Below are 25,865 nucleotides of genomic sequence, written 5' to 3'. Positions count from 1 at the left end.
GCAAGCGACAGCCCGAAGGCCCGCCGGCCGTACCCGCGGTGCAGCGCATCCGACTGCGCTACACCAAGCGCGGCCGCCTTCGGTTCACCAGCCACCGTGACTTCCAGCGCGCCTTCGAGCGTGCGCTGCGCCGTGCCGAGGTGCCCATGGCGTACTCGGCGGGGTTCACACCGCACCCGAAGGTGTCGTACGCCAATGCCGCACCCACCGGCACGGGCAGTGAGGCGGAGTACCTGGAGATCGCGCTCACCGAGGCGCGTGACCCGGAGCGGCTCAGGCTGCTCCTCGACGAGTCGCTGCCCGCCGGGCTCGACATCGTCGAGGCGGTCGAGGCCCGGACCTCCGGGCTCGCGGACCGGCTGACGGCTTCCGTGTGGGAGCTGCGGCTGGACGGTGTGGACTCCGCGGACGCGGACCGCGCCGTGGAGGCCTTCAACGCGGCCCCGGCCGTGGAGGTTCAGCGCAGGACGAAGAACGGCGTCCGTACCTTCGACGCCCGCTCCGCCGTCGTGCGTCTCGAGAGCGTCACCACACCTGGTTCGCCGGCTGATAGGCCGACCGACCGGCCCTGTGCGATACTGCGGCTGGTTGTTCGGCACGTGACGCCTGCCGTACGACCCGACGACGTCCTGTCCGGTCTTCGCGCCGTGGCCGACCTGGCGCCGCCGGTCCCCGCAGCGGTGACCAGGCTGGCGCAGGGGCTGTTCGATGAAGAGACCGGTGCGGTGACCGACCCGCTCGCGCCCGACCGCGAGGCAGAAGCGCCCGAGCCGCAACCGGCCGCCGCTTCCGCCGCCGCGAAGGTGTCGGCGTAAGGAAGGTTCCGCGTAGGGACGGACGTCGTAGCGCCGCCCTCGAACTCGGGAGCCACCTGGGTCGGGCAGCGCACCGACCACAAGACTTTCGCCAGGCCGTGCACGACAAGGGGTACGGAACCGGCGAGACAAGACACGGAGAGCTTCCGAGCGGCGCCCGCGCCCCGGACGGCGGCGACCGCGCATCGCGCGAGCCGCGGACGTCACTGGCGGTCGACCTGGTCGACGCCGGACCAGGCGCGGCGCCCGGGAGCCTGACGGGAGAAACCCCCGCATGCTCGAACCGACCGAACCCACAGGGTCCTCGACCACCTCGACGGACGCCGAATCGAACACCCCCAGCGACACCCTGCCGCCGCGTCGTCGGCGCAGGGCCGCGTCCCGGCCGGCGGGTCCGCCGTCCGGTGCCTCCGAGGCGTCGGCCAAGACCGTCGCGCCCGCCGAGGTGACCGCCGAGGCCGACGAGGCCGAGGAGACGGAAGAGACGGCAGCCGCGGCCTCCGCCACGGCGGTGCCCGAGGCGGCTTCGGAGCCGGTGTCCGCGGGTCGCCCGCGTCGCCGCGCGGTGCGCCGCGCCTCCGCGCCCGTCGGAACTCCGGCGTCGGCGGAGACGGCCGAGACCGTCCTTCCGGCGTCCTCCGCCGCCGAGACGCCCGCCCAGCCCGAGCCGGCCGCCGTGGCCGAGCCGGCCTCCGCGCCCGTCGAGGACGCGGCTCCGCGCCGTTCGCGTCGTCGTGCCACGCGCAGTGTGACCTCGCCGGCCGAGCCGGCCGTCGCCGCTGAGCCTGCTGAGCCCACTGTCGCCGCCGAGCCCGCCGAGACCGTGGAGGCGTCCGCCCCCGCGCCCGTCGAGGAGGCCGCTCCGCGCCGTTCGCGTCGTCGTGCCACGCGCAGTGTGACCTCGCCGGCCGAGCCGGCCGTCGCCGCTGAGCCTGCTGAGCCCGCTGCCGCCGCCGAGCCCGCCGAGACCGTGGAGGCGTCCGCCCCCGCCGAAACGGCCGAAGTGGCCGAGGACGCCGCTCCCCGGCGTTCCCGTCGCCGTGCCACGCGACGCGTGTCCGCCCCGGCCGACGCGCCCGCGGACACCGCCGCCGACGTGATCGAGGCGGCGCCGGCCCCCGAGGCCGCTGAGACCACGGCCGAGGCCGCGGAGACCGCCGCGCCCGCCGAGCCCGTCGAGGACGCCGCTCCGCGTCGTGCGCGCCGCCGGTCCACCCGCAAGGCCGCCACCGGCTTCGCCGCACCGCCGCGCACCGCCTCCGCGTCCGACGAGGCCGACGCTCCCAAGCGTCCCTCGCGTCCCGCGGTCGCCGTGTTCCAGGCGCCCGTGTTCACCGAGCCCCAGTTCCAGACGCCCGAGCGGGCCGCGGCCGAGGCCGCCGCGGAGGCGGCCGGGCCCGAGCCGGCGAAGGCGCACGAGGAGCCCGAGGAGGCCCCGGAGGAGCAGCCCGCAGGGTCGCGCCGCCGCCGCAAGCGCCGGGGTGCCGCCGCGGATGAGGCCGCCGAGGAGCGGGCCGCCGCCGTCACGCAGGACGAGCCGGAGGCCGAGACCGAGGCCGACACGGACGCCGACGCCGACTCCGACGATTCGGGCGAGGACCACGACGACGCCGAGGGGTCCGAGGATTCCGGGTCGCGCCGTCGCCGTCGCCGGGGCGGCCGTCGCCGTCGCCGGGGCGATGCCGCCGACGGCGACTCGGCCGACGGCGACGAGCCCAACGCCTCCGAGCAGGCCGACCGGGCCGATCAGGACGCCGAGGACAGCGCCGAGCAGGCCGAGGAGGACGCCGAGGAGAACGACGACGCCTCGGGCGAGGGCGGCGGCTCCAGCAGCAGCCGTCGCCGCCGGCGCCGTCGTCGCCGTGCCGCGGACGGTTCCGGTGAGGCCGAGTCGTCGTCCGCCGACGACCCCGAGCGCACCGTCGTCAAGGTCCGCGAGCCCCGTCCCCCGCGGGAGAAGGGCGAGCCGTCCGACGAGGTGCAGTCCATCAAGGGCTCGACCCGCCTGGAGGCCAAGAAGCAGCGCCGCCGAGAAGGCCGTGAGCAGGGGCGCCGGCGCGTCCCGATCATCACCGAGGCCGAGTTCCTGGCACGCCGCGAGGCCGTCGAGCGCGTCATGGTCGTACGCCAGCACGGCGAGCGCACCCAGATCGGCGTCCTGGAGGACGGCGTGCTCGTCGAGCACTACGTCAACAAGGAGCAGGCCACCTCGTACGTCGGCAACGTGTACCTCGGCAAGGTGCAGAACGTGCTGCCGTCGATGGAGGCCGCCTTCATCGACATCGGCAAGGGCCGCAACGCCGTCCTGTACGCCGGTGAGGTCAACTTCGAGGCGCTCGGCATGTCGGGCGGTCCGCGTCGTATCGAGTCCGCCCTCAAGTCCGGCCAGTCGGTCCTGGTGCAGGTCACCAAGGATCCGATCGGTCACAAGGGCGCCCGTCTGACCAGCCAGATCTCGCTGCCCGGCCGCTACCTGGTCTACGTGCCCGAGGGCTCGATGACCGGTATCAGCCGCAAGCTGCCCGACACCGAGCGCTCCCGTCTGAAGACCATCCTCAAGCGGATCGTCCCCGAGGACGCGGGCGTCATCGTGCGCACCGCCGCCGAGGGCGCGAGCGAGGACGAGCTGCGCCGTGACGTCGAGCGGCTCCAGGGGCAGTGGGAGGAGATCCAGAAGAAGGCGAAGAGCGGCGGCAGCTCGAACGCGCCGACGCTGCTCTACGGCGAGCCGGACATGACCGTCCGGGTCGTGCGCGACATCTTCAACGAGGACTTCACCAAGGTCGTCGTCAGCGGTGACGACGCCTGGCAGACCATCCACGGCTACGTGTCCCACGTGGCGCCGGACCTCGCCGACCGGCTGTCCCGGTGGACCAGCGAGGTCGACGTCTTCGCCACGTACCGGATCGACGAGCAGCTCGCCAAGGCGCTGGACCGCAAGGTCTGGCTGCCCAGCGGCGGTTCGCTGGTGATCGACCGGACCGAGGCGATGGTCGTCGTCGACGTCAACACCGGCAAGTTCACCGGTCAGGGCGGCAACCTCGAGGAGACCGTCACCAGGAACAACCTGGAGGCGGCCGAGGAGATCGTGCGCCAGCTGCGGCTGCGCGACCTCGGCGGCATCATCGTCATCGACTTCATCGACATGGTGCTGGAGTCCAACCGCGACCTGGTCCTGCGGCGCCTGCTGGAGTGCCTGGGCCGTGACCGTACGAAGCACCAGGTCGCCGAGGTGACCTCGCTGGGGCTCGTGCAGATGACGCGGAAGCGGGTCGGGCAGGGGCTGCTGGAGTCGTTCTCCGAGACCTGCGTCCACTGCAACGGCCGTGGCGTCATCGTGCACCTGGACCAGCCGACCGCGGCCGGTGGCGGCGGCGGTGGCGGTGGCAAGCGCCGCAAGCGTGCCCGGGCCGGCGGCGAGCAGCCGCACGAGCACGAGGCCGTGGCCGGTGTCGAGACCGGTGTGACGGCGGAGCAGGAGGCGGACACCGAGTCCGAGTCCGAGGTCGCCGCCGAGGTGGCCGAGCCGGTCGCCCTGCCGGCGCCCGACTTCAGCGCGGACGAGGAGCTGTACAGCAGCGCCGCCGAGGCCGAGGCCGCCGCCACGCGCGGTCGCGGCCGGCGCCGTACGAGCCGGCGGGCGTCGTCCCCGGCGGGCGCCCCGAAGGCCGCCAGGTCCGCGAAGGGCGAGGCCGCGCGCGCCGAGGCCCCGACCGCGCAGGACGTCACGGTCGAGGAGGAGGTCGAGCGTCCCGTGCTGCGGGAGCCCGCCGCCGAGGTGCTGGCCGAGCCCGCCGCCGTCGAGGACGCCGTCTCCGGCGCCCCCGCCCCGGCCGCCACGGCTCCGGCCACCACGCAGGCTCCGGCCGCCGTCGAGGCTCCGGCCGCCGTCGAGGCGCCGGCTGCCGACGAGGCCGCGCCCAAGGGCCGTACCCGCCGCCGGGCCACCCGGAAGGTGTCCGCACCGGCCGGTTCCCCCGCGGGCGCCGAGGCCGCCGTGCTGACGGTCCCGGAGGCCGCGCAGCCCGAGCAGGCGACTCAGGCACCGGCTGCCGCCGAGGTGTCCCCGGAGCCGTCCGGTGCGGCCGCCGAGAGCGCCGCCCCGGCCCGTCCGCGGCGCCGGGCCGTGCGCAAGCCCACCACGTCCACCGCGTCCGAGGAGGCGGCCGTCATGGTCGTCCCGTCGGCCCCCGCGGAGGACACGGGCGGGCAGGCGGGGGCCGAGCAGGCCGCGGCCGTGACGGCACCCGAGGCGGAGACCGCCGAGGAGGCCGCTCCGGCCAAGAAGGCGGCGGCCCGCAAGACGGCCAAGAAGGCCACGGCGAAGAAGGCGACGGCGAAGAAGGCCGCCACCGAGAAGACCGCCACCGAGAAGACGGCGGCCAAGAAGACGACGACCGCGAAGAAGGCCACGGCCAAGAAGGCGGCCAAGACGACGACCGCCAAGAAGGCCACGGCCAAGAAGACGGCGTCGAAGAAGACCGCGGCGGCTGCCCAGCAGACGCCGTCCTCGGTCACGGCCGCCACCGACGAGGGCTGATCCGGCACCTGTCGCAGTACGTGTGGTCCCGTCCGCTCGGAATCCGCTCGGAGTCCGTTCGGCCGGGACCACACGTTTCCCCGGACCCTCCGGGGCGCATCATCACCGGAAAACCGTGCGTCACCGACCCGCCGCCCCCGCGAGGAGAGAAGATCACGTGCCGGTACTGACGAGGCTCATCCCCTCGCCGCTCGTCGTGGACATCCGCCCGGGCGCACTCGACGACCTGGCGAGTGTCCTCGCGGACCAGCGGATCTCCCAGTCCGGGAAACTCGCGGTGGCGATCAGCGACGGCTCGGGCGCGCGGCTGCGCCGGCGGCTGGCGCCGTCCCTGCCCGGCGCCGACTGGTTCGAGGTCGGCGGCGGCACGATCGACGACGCCGTGCGGCTGGCCGACGGGATGAAGTCGGGCCGCTACGACGCGGTCGTCGGTCTCGGCGGGGGCAAGGTCATCGACTGCGCCAAGTTCGCCGCGGCCCGCGTCGGTCTGCCCATGGTCGCCGTCGCCACCAACCTCTCCCACGACGGCATCTGCTCACCGGTGTCGATACTGGACAACGACGCCGGCCGTGGTTCGTACGGTGTGCCGACGCCCATCGCCCTCGTCGTCGACCTGGCGGTGATCCGCGAGGCGCCGATCCGTTTCGTGCGCTCCGGGATCGGTGACGCCGTCTCCAACATCTCCGCGGTCGCCGACTGGGAGCTGGCCCACCGGGTCAACGGCGAGAAGGTCGACGGCCTCGCCGCGGCCCTGGCCCGGCAGGCCGGCGAGGCCGTGCTGCGCCACCCCGGCGGCTGCGGCGACGACGGGTTCCTGACCGTGCTGACCGAGGGGCTGGTGCTCTCCGGCATCGCCATGTCGATCGCCGGGCACACCCGGCCCTCGTCCGGCGCCTGCCACGAGATCAGCCACGCGCTCGACCTGCTGTACCCGAGGCGCGCCGCCAGCCACGGCGAGCAGGTGGGCATCGGCGCGGCCTTCGCGACGTATCTGCGCGGCGACCACGAGGCCTCCCTGCTGATGGCCCGGACGCTGCGCCGGCACGGGCTGCCGGTGGTGGCCCGGGAGATCGGGTTCGACGACGACGAGTTCGTGCGGGCCGTGGAGTTCGCGCCGCAGACCCGGCCCGGCCGGTACACGATCCTGGAGCACCTCGACCTGTCGCGGACGCGGGTCGAGGCGGCGTACGCCGCGTACGTGGCGTCGGTCGCGGACTGAGGACGCGGCCCGGGGCGCCCGGGCGCCGGGGCCCCGGAGGATCGGTTTGACCCCTGTCGTACGGCCCCGTAATCTTGGCTGTCGGCGTGTCGACTGACGCGTCACATCCCCGTAAACCTTTCTTCCTTCCGTGTGCGGGCCCTGACGGGCCCCGGCCGGGAGAGGCCGTTCGCGTGTGTCACCGGGCGGCTGGACTGCGGGGGTGCCGTTCCAGAGCGAGAGAGTGAGATCCGCTTGTACGCCATCGTGCGCAGCGGTGGTCGCCAGCACAAGGTTGCTGTCGGCGACATCGTTGAGGTTGACAAGATTTCCACCGCCCAGGTCGGCGACACGGTCGAGCTCTCGACCCTGCTCGTCGTCGACGGCGACGCTGTGACCAGCGACCCGTGGGTGCTGGCCGGCATCAAGGTCCAGGCCGAGGTCGTGGACCACCACAAGGGCCAGAAGATCGACATTCTGCGCTACAAGAACAAGACCGGCTACCGCCGTCGTCAGGGCCACCGCCAGCAGTACACGGCGATCAAGGTCACTGAGATCCCCGCGGCCGCGAAGTAAGGGACTGAGAACAGATGGCACACAAGAAGGGCGCATCGTCCACTCGGAACGGTCGCGACTCCAATGCCCAGCGGCTCGGCGTGAAGCGCTTCGGCGGTCAGGCCGTCAACGCGGGTGAGATCCTGGTCCGCCAGCGCGGCACCCACTTCCACCCGGGCGCCGGCGTCGGCCGTGGCGGCGACGACACGCTGTTCGCCCTGCAGGCCGGTGCGGTGCAGTTCGGCACCCACCGTGGCCGCAAGGTCGTGAACATCGTTCCGGTCGCCTGATCGGAAACTTTCGCGAGGCGGACCTCACTTCCCTCAAGGGAAGCGGGTCCGCCTTTCGCGTGTTACCCAAGAGACATTCCCGCAGTAAGTAGTAACCGGTAACTGGAGGCACATCCCATGACCACCTTCGTGGACCGCGTCGAGCTGCATGTCGCCGCGGGTAACGGAGGCCACGGCTGTGCCTCCGTCCACCGTGAGAAGTTCAAGCCGCTCGGCGGCCCGGACGGCGGCAACGGCGGCCATGGCGGCGACGTGATCCTCACCGTCGACCAGTCGGTGACCACGCTCCTCGACTACCACCACTCCCCGCACCGCAAGGCCACCGCCGGCAAGCCCGGCGAGGGCGGCAACCGCTCCGGCAAGGACGGCCAGGACCTGGTCCTGCCCGTGCCCGACGGCACCGTGGTCCTCGACAAGGAGGGCAACGTCCTCGCCGACCTGGTCGGCCAGGGCACCTCCTACGTCGTCGCGCAGGGCGGCCGGGGCGGCCTCGGCAACGCGGCGCTGGCCTCCGCGCGGCGCAAGGCGCCCGGCTTCGCGCTGCTCGGCGTGCCCGGCGACCTCCGGGACATCCACCTGGAGCTGAAGACCGTCGCCGACGTGGCGCTGGTCGGCTACCCGAGTGCCGGCAAGTCCTCGCTGATCTCCGTGCTGAGCGCGGCCAAGCCGAAGATCGCCGACTACCCGTTCACGACTCTCGTCCCGAACCTGGGCGTGGTGACGGCGGGCTCGACCGTCTACACCGTCGCGGACGTCCCCGGTCTGATCCCCGGCGCCAGCCAGGGCAAGGGCCTCGGCCTGGAGTTCCTGCGGCACGTGGAGCGGTGCAGCGTGCTGGTGCACGTGCTGGACACGGCGACGCTGGAGTCCGAGCGCGACCCGATCTCCGACCTGGACATCATCGAGGCGGAGCTGCGGGAGTACGGCGGGCTGGACAACCGGCCCCGGATCGTCGTCCTCAACAAGATCGACGTGCCGGACGGCAAGGACCTCGCCGAGATGGTCCGGCCGGACCTGGAGGCGCGCGGCTACCGGGTCTTCGAGGTGTCGGCGGTGGCCCACATGGGGCTGAAGGAGCTGTCCTTCGCGCTGGCCGAGCTGGTGGGCACGGCGCGTGCCGCGCGGCCCAAGGACGAGGCCACGCGGATCGTCATCCGGCCCAAGGCCGTGGACGAGGCCGGCTTCACCGTCACCCGCGAGGAGGACGGCCTGTTCCGGGTACGCGGCGAGAAGCCCGAACGCTGGGTGCGCCAGACCGACTTCAACAACGACGAGGCCGTCGGCTACCTCTCCGACCGGCTCAACCGCCTCGGTGTCGAGGACCGGCTGATGAAGGCGGGAGCCCGGGGCGGCGACGGCGTGGCCATCGGCCCCGAGGACAACGCGGTCGTCTTCGACTGGGAGCCGTCGGTGACGGCCGGCGCCGAGATGCTCGGCCGCCGCGGTGAGGACCACCGCTTCGAGGCGCCCCGCCCGGCCGCCCAGCGCCGCCGGGACCGGGACGCCGAACGCGACGAGGCGGAGCGGGAGTTCGACGGCTTCGAGCCGTTCTGATCCCTGGTCCGACCCGCGCGCGTCGGACGACCACGCGACGACGTCCCACGGCCGGCCGGGCAGTGCCCGGCCGGCCGTGGGACGTGACGGTACGGAGCCGGCGGCCGTAAGGCCCCGGCGGCGGACCGGCGGGGCGTCGCGGACCGGCGGGGCGTCGCGGACCGGCGGGGCGTCGCGGACCGCAGGGCGTCGCCGGCCCGCGAGGCGTTACCGGCCGTCAGCCGCGGCGGCGCGGCTTCGGCGGCTTCAGGTCGAACGCGGCACTGCGCAGCCGCCGCCCCATGGCCTTAGCGATCGGACGCTCCACGAACCGTTGCACGAAGTACGACAGGACGATCAGGCCGCCGGTGGTGACCCCGACCAGGACCCAGGGGTCGACCCGGTCGGCGTAGTGGTGCAGGACGGTCACGCCGATGATGTCGTGCAGCAGGTACAGCGGGAAGGTCAGCGTTCCCGCGACGGTCAGCCAGCGCCCGCGGATCCAGCGGGTCCAGCCGAGCGCGATCGCGGCGATCAGCAGGAAGAACACCGTGGTCGACAGGACCAGCCAGCCGCGCCACGGCGCCCAGGTGTCCCAGTTGTTCCGTCCGCCGTGCGGGGCCAGCATGAAGTGCATGGCCAGCAGCCACGACATGGCGACGATGCCCCACAGCAGCGGCGTGGGCCGGTAGCGGTGCATGAGGTAGAAGGCCATGCCCGCGATGAAGAACGGCGCGGACGTCGGGTTGACCAGCAGCGTGAGCAGCGGGATGTCGGCACTGGGCGCGAGCACCGCGGCGACCGTCCACAGCCCGCAGAAGATGACCACCCGCTGGTAGGTGAGGCCCTTCCACACCACGACCGCGAAGGTGAGGTAGAAGCAGAGCTCGGGCCAGAGCGTCCAGTAGACCGAGTCGAGGTTGTCGACGCCGAGCGGGGTCTGCAGCATCGTGAAGTTCGCGAAGAGCACCCGCGGGTTGGGGTGCCCGAACGGGGTGTTCACGAGGTAGATCACGCTGGCCGACACCACGATCGCCACCCAGTACATCGGGTACAGCCGGGTGACCCGCGAGATGAAGAAGTCACGCGGGGAGCGTCCCCACGCGCTCATGCAGATGACGAAGCCGCTGATCAGGAAGAACAGGTCGACGCCCAGCCGGCCGAAGGCGAAGTAGCCGTGCGCCTCGGGGAACAGCTCCTGGTAGGGGCGGCCCCAGACGAACTGCATGGCCCCCGGGGTCTGGCCGACGAAGTGGAAGAGCACCACCGCCAGCGCCGCCAGGAACCGCAGTCCGTCCAGCGCGGCGAGGCGGTCCTTGCGGACGACCGGCCCGGCCCCGGGCACCGCGGCCCCGGGCACCGCCGCCCCGGTGGTGGGGTGTGGTGACGGCTCCTTCGGTGCGGCCGCGCCCTCGCTCACCTGCCCCAGGGAGCGGCCGGCTGGTACGTGGTGGTCCGTCTGGCTCATCCAACTGCCTTTCACTGACATTCCTGCTCATGAGGCCCCTCGGGGCCGCGAGATCATGACCGACAAGCAGAGGGAATGGTTGTAGGGCACTCCCGTACCGGGGTGGCCGGTGAGGCAGGCGTGGACCGGCCGCTCGGCGACCGGCCCACACCATCACAGCGCGCCCGGACGTCAGCGCTCCAGGAAGTTGAACAGCTCTTCCCACTGGTCCGTGATGGCCGACGGGGAGTAGCGCTGCACGTTGGCGCGTGCCTTCTCACCCATCGAGTCCCGGAGCTCGTCGTCCGCCATGAGCCGGCCCAGCTGACGCGCCAGCTCCATGGTGTTGCCCGGACGGGCGAGGAGGCCGTCCTCCTCGTCCTGGACGATCTGGCGGACGCCCGGAGCGCAGTCGAAGGCCGCGCAGGGCACGGCACAGGCCATCGCCTCGAGCAGGGCCAGCGGGAAGCCCTCGCCGCGGGAGGACTGGACGAACACCGAGGCACCGTGCAGCGCGCCCACGACGTCGTCGGTCTGGCCGGCCCACTCCACCGAGTCGTCCAGTCCCAGCCGGGTGCACTGCTGCTTGAGCGCGGCCTCGTCGGGGCCGGAGCCGTAGACGCGCAGCCGCCATCCGGGGTGCTTCGGCGCTGTCTCGGCCCAGGTGTCGAGCAGCATGTCGATGCCCTTCTGGTGACCGAGCCGGCCGATGCTCGCGACGACCTTCTCGGTACGCGCGGACGGGACCTCCGGCATCATCGGCAGCGGGTTCGGCATGAACCCCACGTTGTTGAGACCTCGGCCCACCCAGAGGTCCGCGTCCTCCTGGGTCAGCAGGAGGAGCCGGTCGATGTCCTGGTAGTACCGCCGGACGCGATGGAAGCGCGAGGAGCCCTTGGAGTACTCGTAGGACTCGTGGCTCATGCCGATGACCGGGTGCCCGGCCGTGTCGGCGGCGGCCACCCACTCCATGGCCCACACCTGGGTCACGACGATCATGGCGCCCGGGCGGGCGGCCCGGAAGAGGCCCGACAGCCGCTCCGCGGCCTCCCGCATGCCCGTCTCCCGGGCGGCTTCGCGCCGCCGGGCCGCGAGGTTGGCGCGGTCGCGGAGGTTGCGGGCCTGCCAGGGGCCGGGGGGACGCCGATCGTAGAGCGTCACGGTGGTGAAGGGCGGCTCGTCGCCGAGGTCCATCGGTACTTCGGGCGGTGCGATGCCCACGATGGTCACGCGGTGGCCGCGCTCGGCGAACAGCCGGGCCATCAGCGCCTGCCAGCGGGCGACGCCGCCGAGTTCGTTGACCTCGTTCGCCACGAAGATGATGTCGCGCTGTGTCATCGGGCTTCTCCCTCGGCGCCGAAGAAGCGGTCGACGATCCGGGCGGCCGCGTCACCGCGGTCGTACTCGCCGTACTGCGTCATGAATTCCTTGATCCGTCCCTCGCAGCCGGACGCGAGGGCGTCCAGGTCCGACAGCACCTCGAAGAGCTCCTCCGCCGTCCCGGCCACCGGCCCGGGGGCCTGTTCGGACAGGTCGAAGTAGGTGCCGCGGCTGTTGCGCGCGTACTCGTCCCAGTCGTAGGTGAAGAAGACCATCGGCCGCTGGAGCAGGGAGTAGTCGAACATCACGGAGGAGTAGTCGGTGACCAGCACGTCGGAGAGCAGGAGGACCGGCGTGATGTCGGGTTCCTCACTGACGTTGACGACACGGCCGGCGACCGACGGCGGCAGCGTGACGTTGTTGAGGTAGTGCGTACGGATCAGCAGCGTGAACCGGTCGCCGAAACGGTCCGCGAACTCCTCGACGTCGAAGGGGAACTCGAACTTGCGGACCTTCCCGTTCTCCTGCGCCCGGAACGTCGGGGCGTACAGGACGACGGGGAGGTCCCGCCGGATGCCCAGCCGCTCGGCCAGCTCCCGCGCCGCCGGGTCGGTGGCCGCCGAGTCGCGGGCCCGCACCAGGGCGTCGTTGCGCGGGTAGCCGGTGCGCAGCAGCTTCTCCGGCGGTATCCGGTAGGCCCTGGCCAGCGTCCTCTCGTCGTGCTCGCCGCGTACCACGAAGTGGTCGAAGCGGTCGATGGAGCGCTGGTAGGCCTGCTGCTCGTGCTCGGGCATGATCCGGTAGTGCGGCTCGTCGAAGCCCATGCGCTTGAGCGCGGAGCCGTGCCAGGTCTGGATGTAGGTGGTCTCCGGACGCTTGGGCAGCTTCAGGGGGAACCCCTGGTTGTCGATCCAGAACTCGGCCTGTGCCAGCGCCCTGAGGTACGGCCAGGACCAGCGGCGCACCAGCTCCACGCCCTCGGGGAACCCGGTGGGGCGGCTGCCGGCGTACGACCAGAAGACCTTGACCGGCACACCGCGCCGGCGCAGCTCCTCGTAGATCGCGCGGGGGCTGTCGCTGTACTGCTTGCCGAGGTGGCTCTCGAAGACGACGGTGCCCTTGCGCACGGGCAGCAGCCGGATCATGCGCTCGAACGTCTCGATCTTGCGCGGCCCGGAGTGCAGGTCCTTGCGCACCGAGACGACCTTGCGGACCATCTTCTTCGCCATGCGGGCGGGCGGGCTCTGGATGTTGCGCTGGACCAGCGTCGACGTGCGCTGCGCCAGCCTGCCGTGCTGGGTCAGCCGGAAGGCGAGGTGTCCGTTGGCCGAGGCGTGCGGCGTGATCCGGTCGGCCATCATCCGGCCCAGCCGGGGCCGGACGCGGACCTCGCCCGCGCCCTCCAGGTCGGTGCGGCCGACGGTGAGCCGGCTGGTGGTGCGCTCGCCGTCGACCGTGAGGTGCAGGCGTACGTCCCACACGTCGTCGACCAGGCCCACCGGGCGCAGCTTGCTCGCCAGCGGGACCGTGGCCTGCCAGGTCACGGCCTCCCCCTCGTGCCGGAGCTCCGACACCGGGAAACGGAACGACTGCAGGCTCTTGCGCCGGGCGCGGAACTCCAGTTCGCCCTCCAGCCGGGCGTCGGGGGAGATCACCCCGAGCGGGTTGACCAGGGAGCCGGCGAGGGACACCCCCGCGGGCTTCTCCGCGTACCGGGTCACCGCGTTGCGCAGGTTGAGACGCTGCACCGGCCTGGCGTGGTAGCCCAGGTCGGTCACGTCGAGCACGGTGCGGCCCATCGGGTCGTCCAGGTGCTCCGCACACCAGTAGACCCGGCCGTCGCGCTCCAGCAGCGGGCTGGAGACCTTCTTCTTGTTGATGAGCGTGTCGATGGCCGGCATGAGGTGTTCCCAGTCCTCACGCAGCAGCAGGTAGGCGCAGAGCCGGTGGATCGGGGACAGCTCCGCGTAGGCCTCGTCGGGGAAGTCCTGGATGTAGCCGCGGGCCATCTCCGCGAAGTGGTGCCGGTACTCGTCGTCCAGGAAGGGCAGCTCCCGGAGGTAGAGGACGAGGTCGTGCTTGAGGAACTTGATGTCCTTGTGCAGCTTCAGCTCGTCGTGGCCCTCGTCGGCGAGGATGCGGTCGATCCGGCGGTGGATCTCCAGCCGGTCGGCGAAGTTGTTGATCTCGTGCCGGCGGTTGCTGATCGACTTCTCTTCGGTCTTCTCGACGACGTTCCAGTGGTAGACCGTGTTCGGGATCAGCGTGATCCGGGACGCGGCCAGGTACGCCTGGGCGGAGAAGAGCAGGTCCTCGTAGTGGATGCCGCGCGGGAAGGTCAGACCGCTGTCGACGAGGAACTCGCGCCGGTAGCACTTGTTCGTCGACAGGGTGTCGAAGACCAGGAGGTCCGGTATCTCGGCGACCGAGTCGAAGGTGCGGGTCTGCCGGTAGAGCCACTGGTACCACTTGGCCGTCTTGCCCGACCGGCTGTCGGTGTGGACGCGCAGGCAGAGGCCGGACACGAGGTCGGCCCCGGTGCGCTCGGCCGCCTCCAGCATGTTGCGGCAGGCGTTGACCTCGAGGGTGTCGTCACTGTCGAGGAACATCACGTAGCGGCCGCGGGCGATGGCTATGCCCTGGTTGCGCGGCTCGCCGCAGCCACCGCTGTTCTCGGCCAGCTGGATGGCCCGTACCCGGTCGGAGGTGGCCGCCAGCTGCTGGGCGACCTCGAAGGAGCCGTCGGTGGAGTGGTCGTCGGCGACGATCACCTCGACGTTCTGCAGGGTCTGGTCGAGAACCGACCGCACCGCCGTCGGAAGACGATCGGCGTCGTTGTAGACGATGACGACGACGCTGATGTCGGGCGTTCTGTCGTGGTGCTGGGACACAGCTGCAGCTACCTCTGGCTCAAAGGACGGATATCGGGTCGGACGTGGCGACGCCCGGGCCGGGAGGCGGAGCGGGCACCCGCTGGTCCAACGGCACGATCGGCGGCAGCTCCGCGAGCGGCTCACCCAGGAAGACGTGTCGAACGACCCGTTCGGATGCGTGACCGTCGTCGAAATCACAGAAACGCCGCCGGAACCGGTCCCGGGCCTCGGCTGCCCGGTCATCGCGCCACTGGCCGGAAGTGAGCAGGTCGATCAGCTCCTCCTGTGTGGTGGCGACGGCCCCCGGTGCCTCCCGCAGCACGTCGAAGTAGGTTCCTCGGACGACGGAGTAAGTGTCCCAGTCGTCGGCGAAGATCACGATCGGGCGGTCGAGGTTGGCGTAGTCGAACATGGCCGACGAGTAGTCCGTGATCAGGCCGTCGGCGGCGAGGTACAGCCGCTCCACCGACGGGTGGGCCGAGACGTCGACGATGCGCCCGGCGGACTGGAACTCGGCGAGGCGTGAGGAACCGCCGTAGAAGTAGTGGCCCCGCACCAGCAGGGTGACGTCGGGACCCAGCCGTTCGGCGACCCGCTCCAAGTCGAGGCGGGGCACGAACCCGCTCTGGTACTCGCGGTGCGTGGGCGTGTAGAGGAAGGCCGTGGTGCCCTCGCGCAGCCCCAGGTCCTCGCGGGCCGCGCGCACGTCCTCGGCCGTCGCGGTGACCAGGACGTCGTTGCGCGGGTAACCGCTCTCCAGCGAGGTGTACGAGCAGGGGTACACCCGCTCCCACACCCCCGTGGAGAACCGGTTGGAGCTGAGGCTGACGTCCCACCGGTCGCAGCGCTCGAGGAGCTTGCGGAAGTTCATGTTGGTGGACGCCGGGTACTTCTGCTGGTCCAGGCCCATCGTCTTCAGCGGGGTGCCGTGGTGGGTCTGCAGGTAGACCTGCCCCTCCCGCTTCACCACGGAGTCCCCGTAGTTCACGTTGTTGACGAGGTACTTGGCGCGCGCCACGGCCGCCCAGTACTCCCGTGAACCCACGCGGACGAACTCCACGCCCGCGGGCACGTTCTTCACCGCTTCCGGCCGGACCGCCCACACCCGGCGTATGTGCGGTGCCAGCCGGCCCAGCTCGGCGTCGATGGCCGCGGGGTTGCAGGAGACGCTGCGGCTCCAGTAGGCGGAGAAGACCGCGAGGTTCTCGTCCAGCGGCAGCTTCAGCTGCGACCGGTAGAAGACGCCCATCGCGCTGCGCTTGGACCGGTTGAGCACGCGGCGGGTACGGGTCTTGACCTGCTGACGGGCCTTCACCGTGGCCAGCGCGCCCATCATGGCCGGGTACGCGTCGCGCTGCAGCATCGAGTACTTGTGGCGGCGGTTGCCGGCCGGCAGCTGGAAGCCCTCGGGCAGGCGCGCGCGGTAGTCGGCCGCGGCGCGGTGGAAGAACTCCGCACGGGCGTCGCGCGGCAGCCGGCCGGGACGCTCCAGGATGGTCAGGTAGTGGTCGATCATCTTGCGGAACAGCGGACCGCGCCACTGGTCGAGCTTCTCGTGCTGGTCGAGGAAGTCGAAGACACGGCGGTACTGGTCGAAGACGTCGAAGTGCTTGCGGCTGACCGTCTTGAGGATGTTGCCGCCCTCGCGGCGCTGCCGGTAGAGCACGCAGACACGGTCCAGTACGGTGATCCGCTCGGCGCTGATCATGGAGCAGAACGTCCAGGGGGCGTCCTCGTAGTACCCGGGCGGGAAGGTCAGCCCGTTCTCGAGGACGAAGTCGCGCCGGTAGGCCTTGTTCCAGACGATCTGGAGCAGGTCGAGCAGCTTCGGACGCTCGGCGAGGGAGAAGACGTCCGGGCCCTCGGCGCTGAGGAGGTCGGACCGCATGTTGCGGCTGACCCGGCCGTCCCAGTAGGTGCGCGCGTAGTCGTAGACGAGTACCTCCGGGTTCCCGGTGGCCTCCAGACGGCCGGCTATCGCCGCCAGCGCTCCGTCGGACAGCGTGTCGTCGCTGTCCAGGAAGAGCACGTACTCACCCTGTGCCTTTTCCAGTCCCGCGTTTCGCGCGCGCCCCAGCCCGACGTTCTCCGTGAGATGAATCACACGCATACGGGGGTCGTGCCGGGCGTACTCGTCGAGAATGGCGCCCGACCCGTCCGGCGAACAGTCGTTCACCGCGATCAGCTCGAAATCCGCGTAATCCTGTCCGAGTACGGAGTCAATACACTCGGACAGGTATGCCCGCACGTTGTACACGGGGACGACGAGAGAGAGCTTGGGCATCCTTACAACCTGTTCCGAGACTGGACCACTGGAGCGCCGGGCTGGGGCCGGAACGCGCTCGGAGCGTCGGTGAGCCTGAGCGCGCCGCCGCATCAGCGTAAAGGATTCATGCGAAGTTTCCGTGGCCAAGGTGGCCCGGCGGGTGGAGGCCGGGTATCGACCGGAATACGCGGCGGTAAGGGTCCGATCGTTCGGTTGAGGCGGTAAGAGGGACTTCCGCGCGTTCGGCCGCAGTGCCCCATTCCTCACTTCTGCCCCTGTGTGCCCGACTCGATTTTCCGGGGCGTACGGACGAGTCTGCACCCAGCGACGGAAATGCGGGAGGCAAGAGGATGAGCTGGCTGGTCACGGGTGGAGCCGGGTACATCGGCGCGCATGTGGTGCGTGCCCTGGTCGACGGCGGTGAACGCGTGGTCGTCTACGACGACCTGTCCACCGGCGCCGCCGACCGCCTGCCCGACTCGGTGCCGCTGGTCGTCGGCAGCGTGCTGGACGGGTCCCTCCTGGAGGGCGCGATTCGTGACCATGCTGTGACAGGTGTGGTGCACATCGCGGCCAAGAAGCAGGTCGGGGAGTCGGTGGAGCGGCCGCTCCACTACTACCGGGAGAACGTCACGGGTCTGCGGACCCTCCTGGAGGCCATGACGTCGGCAGGCGTGGCCCGCCTCGTCTTCTCCTCCTCCGCCGCCGTCTACGGCATGCCCGACGTGGACCTCGTCACGGAGGACACCCCCTGCCTGCCGATGAGCCCCTACGGCGAGACCAAGCTGGTCGGCGAGTGGCTGATCAACGCCGCCGCCCGGGCCCACGGCATCCGCGCCGCCGCCCTGCGTTACTTCAACGTCGCGGGCGCGGCCGCCCCCGAGCTGTCCGACTCCGGCGCCTTCAACCTGATCCCCATGGTCTTCGAGCGCCTCGAGGCGGGCGACGCCCCGCGCGTCTTCGGCGACGACTACGCCACCCCGGACGGCACCTGTGTCCGGGACTACGTCCACGTCCAGGACATCGCCTCCGCCCACCTCGCGGCGGCCCGGCGCCTGAAGGACGCCCCCGAGGGCACGTCACTCACCCTCAACATCGGACGGGGTGAGGGCAGCTCGGTACGGGAGACGGTGGACCGGATCCTCGAGGTCACCGGCAGGCAGGACCTCGCCCCGCGGGTGACCGCACGGCGCCCCGGCGACCCGGCCCGCGTCGTCGCCTCCGCCGGCCGCGCTCACGAGGAGCTCGGCTGGTCCGCCCGCCACGACCTGGACGACATGATCGAGTCCGCCTGGCAGGGCTGGCGCCACCGACGCGGCTGAACCGGCCCGCGGGACGCGGGCAGCGGGGGACGACGCGGCGCGGGACGCCGACGCGGCGCGGGACGCCGACCCGGCGTGGGTACCGCCGGTGGCGCCGTGCCCGCGGTCAGCCCCGTCCCGGCCGCTCCGAGGTCGAGGTGGCCGGCCGGGGTGCGGTCTGTCCCCGTCGTGGTCCGGGCAGGGGGAGTTCCGCGGCCAGCCGCCGCTCCATCCGCGCCCGGTGTTCCCCGGCCGCCGCGCACAGCGCCCGTACGGCACCGGCGAAGCGCTCCTGGGACGGCGGCTCGGCCGGGCCCAGCAGACGCAGGGCCAGCGCCGCGCGCTCCCCGGCGAGTGTGTCCCGCTCCGGATGCCGGACCATGTCCAGCAGTTCGGGCACCCCGGCCGCGTCCGGCGTCAGCACCGTCGCCGCCGCCACCGTCGGGAACGACTTGCGGAACCCGTCCTCCGCCAGCCCACTGGTGTTGGCCACCGCGTACGGCTTGCCGCTCGCCAGGAAGTCGCTGATCACGCTCGACACGTCGCTGATCAGCAGGTCGGCCCGGTTGAAGCAGGCGTAGAGGGGCGGCCGGGCGTCCGTGACGACCTGGTGCTCCCACTCGGGCAGCGAGGCCCAGTACGCCTCCTCCCAGGCGGCCGTCGCCCGCGCCACCGCCCCGGCCCGCCCGGGCTGAGGCGCCGACCCGCGCAGCATCCGCTCCACCTGGTCGGCGGCGGAGCGGAAACCGGCCGCGGTGAGCCGGTCCAGCTCCGCCGCCCGCCGGGCCGGCTCGGCGGCCGCCGACGCCCCCGGCCGGGGCCCGACCCGCTCCCGGTTCGCCGCCCGCACCAGCTCCCGGATGCGCAGATCGGCGGCCCCGGCCCGCGGATCCACCGACCCCGTCAGCGGATGCGGCTTGTACAGCAGCCGTACGCCCGGGTCCGCGAGCAGCGCCCGTACGAGGTTCTCGCCGGCCTCGACCACCGACGTGTTCCCCGGGTTGCCGTCCCAGCCCTCCCAGGTCGGCGCGTACAGGACGGTCGTGAACGCACCGGGAGCGGGCGGCCCCGCGTACGGCCGTACGGCCTCCAGCTGCGGGCGGCCGATCTCCACCACGTCCTTGTCCTCGACGCCGACCTCCGCCAGCGCGTACCGCTCGCGCGCCGCCGGACCGGCCACCCACACCTCGTCGTACGCCTTCGCGTACGGGTTGCACGAGGACAGCTTGTCGCTCTCCCCGTGGTTGACGAAGGCGTGCTTGATCGTGGGGATGCGCAGGACCTGCGAGGTCTTCCCGGAGTTCGACGGGTGGAGCAGGACGCGGAGCGTGGAGTGCTCCAGCGACATCAGCGTGGACACCTTCGGCAGGCACACGACGGGGATGTCGGTCGCCCCGATCCGCTGCACCATGAAGCGCTCCCGCAGCACGATCAGCGGCCGTCCGTCCAGCCGGGCGAGGGGCTCCAGCCACATGTTGGCCTGGTACGCCGAGGACGCCCCGCCCGAGAAGTACAGGCCGACGGTGGGCCGGTACTCCGCCAGCCACCCCTCGAACCAGTCGAGCACCTCCCGCTCGCCCGCGGGCCGCCGTCCCGGCGGCAACCGGAGCAGCAGCGCGACCAGGCCGGCCAGCGCGGCCGTCAGGGACAGCGCGAGGCCCGCCGCGCCGTACACCGGCGCGTCGGTGGCCGCCGTGGCCAACAGCCCGGCCGTCGCCGGCAGCCCGAAGGCCGCCAGCCGGTGGCCCGGGCGGCGCAGCAGGAGCGGGGGCGCCGGGGTCAGGCGCAGCGCCGACGCGTCGATGTTGCGGGTCACCACGGGCAGGGTCCGGGTGCGCCGGACCAGGACGGAGACCGCCTGGATCGCCCAGTGCAGTCCGTAGAACGCGAGCAGACCGGCGACGAGCGGGGCGTACACCGTCTCCCGGTGCTGCTCGCCGAGCCGCAGCAGGCCCACCACGAGCAGCAGGTCGCGCAGCACGTGCCGGACCGTGACGTCGGCGTGCGACTTGGCGAACAGCGACACCATGCCCCGCTGCCACCGGTACAGCATTCCCTCGGCGGCCAGCGAACCGGCGGTCGCGGCGAGCAGCAGCGGCACGTGCGGCAGCAGCGCGCCCACGGCCTGCGCGACGAAGGCGGCCGCCAGTACGCCGAGGACGAGCAGCTTCACCGCGGTCTGCCGTCGGGGGAGTCCGAGGCGGAGGAAGCGGCGGCGGGACGGACCGCGGCGGGGGAGGCCGGGACGAGGAAGGCGGCGGCGGGACGGACCGCGGCGGGCAGGACCGCGGCGGGGCAGGGATAGGGGCACTGCGGTCGCTCCAGGCTTGCTCGTCGCGCATCGGACATCCGGGTTAACGCCAGGCGACCTCCTGACGACACGCCCGTGTTGACCGCGGCCTTGACGCGGTGGCGGCGGTGGCCCCGAGGCGGGGGCCGCTCCGGCCCGACGCGGGGGCGCCGTGGCCCCTGTCCGCAGCCTGGACCGTGGCGCGGGGCGCGTCCGCCTTCGCGTAGATTGCCTGGCGAGCGCGGGGATCGGCGCGTGTCGACGGGAGAGGGCGGACGGCGGCAGTGGCTGGGCGGACAGCAGCAGTGGCAGGGGCGAGGCAGGCCGTGGGCGAGGCCCGCAGGATCGTCGTGAAGGTCGGTTCCTCCTCGCTGACCACCGCGGCGGGCGGCCTGGACGCCGACCGGGTCGACGCGCTCGTCGACGTGCTGGCCAAGGTGCGGGGGACGGACAAGGAGATCGTCCTCGTCTCCTCCGGCGCCATCGCCGCCGGCCTCGCGCCGCTGGGCCTGCGCCGCCGCCCGAGCGACCTGGCCCGTCAGCAGGCCGCCGCCAGCGTGGGCCAGGGCCTGCTGGTCGCCCGCTACACCGCCTCCTTCGCCCGCTACGGCGTCCGGGTCGGCCAGGTGCTGCTGACCAGCGACGACATGAGCCGCCGCGCCCACCACCGCAACGCCTCGCGCACCCTCGACAAGCTGCTGGCGATGGGCGCCTTCCCGATCGTCAACGAGAACGACACCGTCGCCACCGACGAGATCCGCTTCGGCGACAACGACCGGCTCGCCGCCCTCGTCGCCCACCTGGTCCGCGCCGACCTGCTGGTGCTGCTCTCCGACGTGGACGGCGTGTACGACGGCGACCCGAGCCGGCCGGACACCGCGCGGATCGCCGAGGTGCGCGAGGCGGCCGACCTCGCGGACATCGAGATCGGCAGCGCGGGCAAGGCGGGCGTCGGCACCGGCGGCATGGTCACCAAGGTCGAGGCGGCCCGGATCGCCGCCGCCGCCGGTATCCCCGTGGTGCTGACCAGCGCGGCCAGCGCGGCCGACGCCCTGGCCGGCGGTGACACCGGCACCTACTTCCACGCCACCGGCAGGCGCAGCGCCGACCGGCTGCTGTGGCTCCAGCACGCCTCCACCCCGCAGGGGGCGCTGGTCCTCGACGACGGGGCGGTGCGCGCGGTCGTCGAGGGCCGCAAGTCGCTGCTGCCGGCCGGGATCGCCGGCGTCGAGGGCGAGTTCGCCGCGGGCGAGCCCGTGGAGCTGCGGGACGGCGCGGGGCGCGCGGTCGCCCGGGGGCTCGTCAACTTCGACGCCAGGGAGATCCCCCGGCTGCTCGGCCGCTCCACCCGGGAGCTGGCGCGCGAACTCGGACCCTCGTACGAACGTGAGGTCGTACACAGGGACGATCTGGTGATCCTGCACCCGTAATGGGTCGAAACGTCCCCGAATCGGCGGTGGACGTTCCGCAAAAACCGCCCCGCGATCTTGCATGGCCTGCTCAACTCTCCTCAGGGACCAGCCCGGCCGACCACCGGGCCGAGCCGTGTGCGTGAAGGAGGCCGTCGTGAGCGGAGTGCGCCCTGGAACGGCGGCGTCCCGCGGTGGTACGGGCACCCGGGGTGTCACCGGCACCCGCGGTGGCACGGGCGCCCGTGGCGGTACCGGCGCCCGTCCCGGCGGCGCGGCCCGCGCCGGAGGATCCCGCACGGCCGGCGAGGAGCGCGCCCTGACCAGCGTCGCGGCCGGCGACCGTTTCCGGGGGGAGGAGCCCGAACACACCCCGCGCCTGTGGCACGTCACCCTCAGCGTCTCCGGCGCCAGGGCCCCGCTCACCGAGGTCCGGCGCGCCTTGGAGCAGCTCGCGCACGACCATCCCTTCCTGCTGACCAGCCGGTACGCCGAGGACCACGCGGAGATCCGGTACTGGGAGGAGGCCCGAGACCTGCACGACGCCGCCGCCGTCGCCCTGCGCCTGTGGGGCGAGCACCGGCAGACCGCGGGACTGCCGCCCTGGGAGATCGTCGGCCTGGAGGTCATCGACCGGGCGACCTACCACCAGCGCATCGCGGCGGGGTACGGACCGGCACCGGCGACACCGGTCGGAGTCCACCCCTTCTAGTCCGCCTTCCTCGGGGCGGCTGCGAAGGCCTCCGGGCCCGTGCGGCACACGTCTCGGGGTGTGGAACGGCCGGTATGGGGTGCTGCGCGGCCAACTACGCTTCCCCCATGACCACGCTCTCGCCGTACGACTCGATGTCCCCGGTCACCCGGGCCGCCTACCGGGCCAAGTCCGCCGCGGCCGACCTCGCGCCGCTGCCGCGGGCCGCCAAGGACGACGCGCTGCTCGCCGTGGCGGACGCGCTGGAGGTCCGCACGAGCGAGATCGTCGAGGCCAACGCCCAGGACGTGGCCAAGGCCCGTGCCGCCGGGACCAGCGAGGCCATCGTCGACCGGCTGACCCTGACCCCGGAGCGGGTCCGGGCCATCGCCTCCGACGTGCGCGACGTCGTCGCCCTGCCCGACCCCGTCGGCGAGGTCGTGCGCGGCAACACCCTCCCCAACGGCATCGACCTGCGCCAGGTCCGGGTGCCGCTCGGCGTGGTCGGCATCATCTACGAGGGCCGGCCCAACGTGACGGTCGACGCCGCCGCCCTGTGCCTGAAGTCCGGCAACGCGGTGCTGCTGCGCGGCTCCTCCTCGGCCTACCAGTCCAACACCGCCCTCGTCCGGGTCGTCCGCGACGCCGTGGGCGGGGCCGGGCTGCCCGCCGACGCCGTGCAGCTGGTGCCCGGCGAGAGCAGGGAGAGCGTGCGCGAGCTGATGCGCGCCCGCGGCCTGGTCGACGTACTCATCCCGCGCGGCGGCGCCTCGCTGATCAACACGGTCGTCCAGGAGTCCACCGTCCCCGTCATCGAGACGGGCACCGGCAACTGCCACGTCTACGTCGACGCGCAGGCCGACCTCGACATGGCCGTCGACATCCTGATCAACTCCAAGGCGCAGCGCGTGAGCGTCTGCAACGCCGCCGAGACCCTCCTGGTCCACCAGGACATCGCCGCCGACTTCCTGCCCCGCGCGCTGGACGCCCTCGCCGAGGCCGGGGTCACCGTGCACGCCGACGAGCGGGTGATGGCGTACGCCGAGGACTCCAAGGTGACGGCCGTCGAGGCCACCCCGGAGGACTGGGAGACCGAGTACCTGTCCTACGACATCGCCGCGGCGGTCGTCGACTCCCTCGACAAGGCCGTGGAGCACATCCGGCTGTGGACCTCCGGCCACACCGAGGCCATCGTGACGACCTCGCAGCAGGCCGCCCGCCGCTTCACCCAGCTGGTCGACTCCACCACCGTCGCGGTGAACACCTCCACCCGTTTCACCGACGGCGGCCAGTTCGGCTTCGGCGCCGAGATCGGCATCTCCACGCAGAAGCTGCACGCCCGGGGCCCGATGGGGCTGCCGGAGCTGACCAGCACCAAGTACATCGTCACTGGTGACGGGCACGTGCGGCGCTGAGGGGGCGGATTCCGCGCCGAAGCGCACACGCGTGGGCGCGCGTGCGGGGCACGCGCCCGCGGTCGCGCCCGTGATCCGATCGGGGCATCTCACCCACCGGTTGAATTTCCCCGCCGTCTGCCCAAATCGACCACCCAGGTCTACTCTGGACCCGTGCCGGAGGACGTGGGGGGTAGGCCGTTCCCTGACGGCTGGGAGCCCGACGACGAACACGACCGCGGGGTGTCGGACGAAGAGTTCGCCTCCGTGGTATTCGACGAGGCCTTCGTGCGGGCGGCAGCGGTGCACGAGCCGACCGCCGTCGAGCGCCTCCTGGCGGCCGCGCAGGCCAGAGCCGAGGCCACCGAGGCGGAAGCGGCCCGCCGCGGCCGCACCGGAGGCGAGCGCTACGACGACGGGTACGGCGATTTCGGCCATGATCCCGACCTCGACGACCCGGACGACGACCGCGACCTCCTCGACCGCCCGTACGGCGCTCCCGCGGCGTCCGGCAAGCAGGTCCGCTGGCACCGGCCCGTCGCCTGGGTACTCGCCCTCGTGATGGGCGTGGGCATGGTCGCGCTGGCCTTCGTGGCCGTCTACCGGGGCGCGTCCTCGGGCGGCGGCACGCAGCAGGTGGTGCCGCCGCCCCCCGTCTCTACCGGTCCCGAGCAGGGCCGGGCCGTGACGCCCTCCGCCTCCGCCGACTACTCCCAGCCGGCCGTGTCGGTCATCCCGCGCACCCCCTGACCAGGCCGTCCGGCGGCCGGAACCTGCCCCGACTTCCCTTGCGCCGACGCGTTTACGCGACCTTCCGGGAACCTACCCTGAAGGTATGGCAGGACTTGGCGACCCGCCCGGAGGGACGCCCGAGGGCGCCCCCGGAGGCGGAGAGGACGAGTACCGATCGGTCGTCTTCGACGAGTCGTTCGTCCGCGCTGCCCGGCTCCAGGAGTTCTCCGCCCAGGAGCGCCTGTCCGACCACGCGCCCGCCGTCCGCCGCCGTACGGCGCTGCGCCGGGCCGGCCTGTCCCGGCAGGCGCTGGTCCTCGTCGTGCTGATCGCCGTCGCCTTCGGCACCGCCATCTACATGGGCGTACGGCACCCGTACCAGAGCCCCGCCGCGCAGCGGGTCGCGGAACCGGCGCGGATGACCGTCGTCCCGCTCGCACCGCGGGGCCGGGTGCCCGGCGCCGACGACGCCGCGTACCTGTACGAGCGCAGCCCCGCCGCGGACTTCCGGCCCTCGGCGAAGGGCGTCCGGTTGCCGGACGGCGCCGGGCGCACCGCGCACTTCTCCGACGACCAGGTGCTGAACGCGCTCACCACCGCCAAGAACTACATCGTCCGCTCGGCGCTCGACCCGGACGTGGTCGGCGGCGGGGAGGTCCGTTCGGTGCGGGTGCTGCTGGACCCGGAGCAGTTCGACCAGTTCGACGAGAGCTTCGAGAAGCCCACCGCGGACGGCCGGCACGCGCCCACCGGATGGCTGGTGCGCTTCGACCCGGCCCGTGCCGAGCTGGCCGACGCCGCGATCCGGGTGAACGGCAGCCTGCGGGTGACGGAGAGCGACGCGTCCACCCTGGAGGTCAGCGCCGACCACACCATGGTGTACCCGCTGCGGCCCGCGGACGACGCCCGGGCCGAGACGTCGCTGTTCACCGTCCGGCGCGAGCTGCGCTTCCGTTTCGACCGGGACGACCTGCGGCTGCACCAGACGCAGCTCGTCGAGTCCTACGTCCAGGCCGGTCCGCACTCCTGCGCCGAGAACCCGGCGAGCCACCTCCGCCCGCTGCTCGCGGGCCAGACGGCCACGACGGGTGCCCCCGCCGGCACCGACCCGTACACCACGGACAACCCCACGGCCCTGTGCGGCACCCTCGCGGCGGGCGCACAGCCGAGGGCGTGACCGACCGGGGGCAGGCATCCGGCCGGGGCAGGCA

General features: G+C 72.5%; 17 protein-coding genes. 12 read left to right on the top strand and 5 right to left on the bottom strand.

Annotated elements, in window-relative coordinates; genetic code table 11:
• The first annotated feature begins 38 nt into the window (after positions 1-38).
• The 6 genes from QC283_RS01080 to obgE all read left to right on the top strand — a co-directional run bounded on the left by QC283_RS01080 (position 39) and on the right by obgE (position 8,952).
• Positions 39-815 (top strand): TIGR03936 family radical SAM-associated protein, encoded by a 777-nt coding sequence (locus QC283_RS01080; RefSeq protein ID WP_279559376.1) that lies wholly within the window; start codon positions 39-41, stop codon positions 813-815.
• Positions 816-1,089: 274 nt separating this feature from the next.
• Positions 1,090-5,355, top strand: a complete 4,266-nt coding sequence (locus tag QC283_RS01075) for an Rne/Rng family ribonuclease (RefSeq protein ID WP_279559375.1) — start codon at positions 1,090-1,092, stop codon at positions 5,353-5,355.
• A 157-nt stretch (positions 5,356-5,512) separates the two neighbouring features.
• Entirely contained in the window at positions 5,513-6,574 is a 1,062-nt protein-coding gene (locus QC283_RS01070) for an iron-containing alcohol dehydrogenase family protein (RefSeq protein ID WP_279559374.1), read from the top strand.
• Between the two features lie 234 nt (positions 6,575-6,808).
• Entirely contained in the window at positions 6,809-7,129 is a 321-nt protein-coding gene (rplU, locus tag QC283_RS01065) for a 50S ribosomal protein L21 (protein WP_007449531.1), read from the top strand.
• A 14-nt stretch (positions 7,130-7,143) separates the two neighbouring features.
• The gene (gene rpmA, locus QC283_RS01060; RefSeq protein ID WP_003976205.1) at positions 7,144-7,398 is read left to right on the top strand and encodes a 50S ribosomal protein L27; all 255 of its coding nucleotides are present in this window, start codon (positions 7,144-7,146) and stop codon (positions 7,396-7,398) included.
• Positions 7,399-7,515: 117 nt separating this feature from the next.
• On the top strand, positions 7,516-8,952 hold the full coding sequence (gene obgE, locus QC283_RS01055) for a GTPase ObgE (protein ID WP_279559373.1): 1,437 nt from the start codon (positions 7,516-7,518) through the stop codon (positions 8,950-8,952).
• 217 nt (positions 8,953-9,169) lie between these two features.
• Here obgE and QC283_RS01050 read toward each other — a convergent pair whose 3' ends face one another.
• The 4 genes from QC283_RS01050 to QC283_RS01035 all read right to left on the bottom strand — a co-directional run bounded on the left by QC283_RS01050 (position 9,170) and on the right by QC283_RS01035 (position 16,855).
• Positions 9,170-10,399, bottom strand: a complete 1,230-nt coding sequence (locus QC283_RS01050) for an acyltransferase family protein (RefSeq protein ID WP_279559372.1) — start codon at positions 10,397-10,399, stop codon at positions 9,170-9,172.
• Positions 10,400-10,570: 171 nt separating this feature from the next.
• Positions 10,571-11,716 (bottom strand): glycosyltransferase family 4 protein, encoded by a 1,146-nt coding sequence (locus QC283_RS01045; RefSeq protein ID WP_279559371.1) that lies wholly within the window; start codon positions 11,714-11,716, stop codon positions 10,571-10,573.
• Entirely contained in the window at positions 11,713-14,589 is a 2,877-nt protein-coding gene (locus QC283_RS01040) for a bifunctional glycosyltransferase/CDP-glycerol:glycerophosphate glycerophosphotransferase (RefSeq protein WP_279559370.1), read from the bottom strand. The genes QC283_RS01045 and QC283_RS01040 overlap by 4 nt, the downstream gene beginning before the upstream one ends.
• 19 nt (positions 14,590-14,608) lie before the next feature.
• On the bottom strand, positions 14,609-16,855 hold the full coding sequence (locus QC283_RS01035; protein WP_279559369.1) for a bifunctional glycosyltransferase/CDP-glycerol:glycerophosphate glycerophosphotransferase: 2,247 nt from the start codon (positions 16,853-16,855) through the stop codon (positions 14,609-14,611).
• Positions 16,856-17,187: 332 nt separating this feature from the next.
• Between QC283_RS01035 and galE the strand changes: the two genes are divergently transcribed.
• Complete coding sequence (gene galE / locus QC283_RS01030; RefSeq protein ID WP_279559368.1) at positions 17,188-18,159, top strand: UDP-glucose 4-epimerase GalE; 972 nt, start codon at positions 17,188-17,190, stop codon at positions 18,157-18,159.
• A 106-nt stretch (positions 18,160-18,265) separates the two neighbouring features.
• On the opposite strand, the gene QC283_RS01025 is transcribed toward galE, so the two are convergent.
• Positions 18,266-20,311 (bottom strand): hypothetical protein, encoded by a 2,046-nt coding sequence (locus QC283_RS01025; RefSeq protein ID WP_279559367.1) that lies wholly within the window; start codon positions 20,309-20,311, stop codon positions 18,266-18,268.
• Between the two features lie 422 nt (positions 20,312-20,733).
• On the opposite strand from QC283_RS01025, the gene proB reads away from it, so the two are divergent.
• From proB to QC283_RS01000, 5 genes are all read left to right on the top strand, one after another.
• Complete coding sequence (proB, locus tag QC283_RS01020) at positions 20,734-21,858, top strand: glutamate 5-kinase (protein ID WP_279559366.1); 1,125 nt, start codon at positions 20,734-20,736, stop codon at positions 21,856-21,858.
• 115 nt (positions 21,859-21,973) lie between these two features.
• Complete coding sequence (locus QC283_RS01015; protein ID WP_279559365.1) at positions 21,974-22,549, top strand: hypothetical protein; 576 nt, start codon at positions 21,974-21,976, stop codon at positions 22,547-22,549.
• A gap of 107 nt (positions 22,550-22,656) precedes the next feature.
• The gene (locus tag QC283_RS01010; RefSeq protein ID WP_279559364.1) at positions 22,657-23,943 is read left to right on the top strand and encodes a glutamate-5-semialdehyde dehydrogenase; all 1,287 of its coding nucleotides are present in this window, start codon (positions 22,657-22,659) and stop codon (positions 23,941-23,943) included.
• A gap of 153 nt (positions 23,944-24,096) precedes the next feature.
• The gene (locus tag QC283_RS01005) at positions 24,097-24,672 is read left to right on the top strand and encodes an SCO2584 family spore wall biosynthesis protein (RefSeq protein WP_279559363.1); all 576 of its coding nucleotides are present in this window, start codon (positions 24,097-24,099) and stop codon (positions 24,670-24,672) included.
• Positions 24,673-24,757: 85 nt separating this feature from the next.
• Entirely contained in the window at positions 24,758-25,831 is a 1,074-nt protein-coding gene (locus QC283_RS01000; RefSeq protein WP_279559362.1) for an SCO2583 family membrane protein, read from the top strand.
• Positions 25,832-25,865 lie beyond the last annotated feature (34 nt).

Origin of the sequence: Streptomyces sp. DH41 (genome assembly GCF_029813785.1) — a bacterium.
Taxonomy (GTDB): Bacteria; Actinomycetota; Actinomycetes; order Streptomycetales; family Streptomycetaceae; genus Streptomyces.
Note: the sequence above shows the minus strand (reverse complement) of the source record. Positions and strands in the feature narration are given on the sequence as shown.

What these genes read in the sequence shown, in the direction of transcription:
- QC283_RS01075 (WP_279559375.1), top strand. Translation starts at nt 1,090, where the DNA reads ATGCTCGAACCGACCGAACCCACAGGGTCCTCGACCACCTCGACGGAC.
- rpmA (WP_003976205.1), top strand. Translation starts at nt 7,144, where the DNA reads ATGGCACACAAGAAGGGCGCATCGTCCACTCGGAACGGTCGCGACTCC.
- obgE (WP_279559373.1), top strand. Translation starts at nt 7,516, where the DNA reads ATGACCACCTTCGTGGACCGCGTCGAGCTGCATGTCGCCGCGGGTAAC.
- QC283_RS01050 (WP_279559372.1), bottom strand. Translation starts at nt 10,399, where the DNA reads ATGAGCCAGACGGACCACCACGTACCAGCCGGCCGCTCCCTGGGGCAG.
- QC283_RS01045 (WP_279559371.1), bottom strand. Translation starts at nt 11,716, where the DNA reads ATGACACAGCGCGACATCATCTTCGTGGCGAACGAGGTCAACGAACTC.
- QC283_RS01035 (WP_279559369.1), bottom strand. Translation starts at nt 16,855, where the DNA reads ATGCCCAAGCTCTCTCTCGTCGTCCCCGTGTACAACGTGCGGGCATAC.
- galE (WP_279559368.1), top strand. Translation starts at nt 17,188, where the DNA reads ATGAGCTGGCTGGTCACGGGTGGAGCCGGGTACATCGGCGCGCATGTG.
- QC283_RS01010 (WP_279559364.1), top strand. Translation starts at nt 22,657, where the DNA reads ATGACCACGCTCTCGCCGTACGACTCGATGTCCCCGGTCACCCGGGCC.
- QC283_RS01000 (WP_279559362.1), top strand. Translation starts at nt 24,758, where the DNA reads ATGGCAGGACTTGGCGACCCGCCCGGAGGGACGCCCGAGGGCGCCCCC.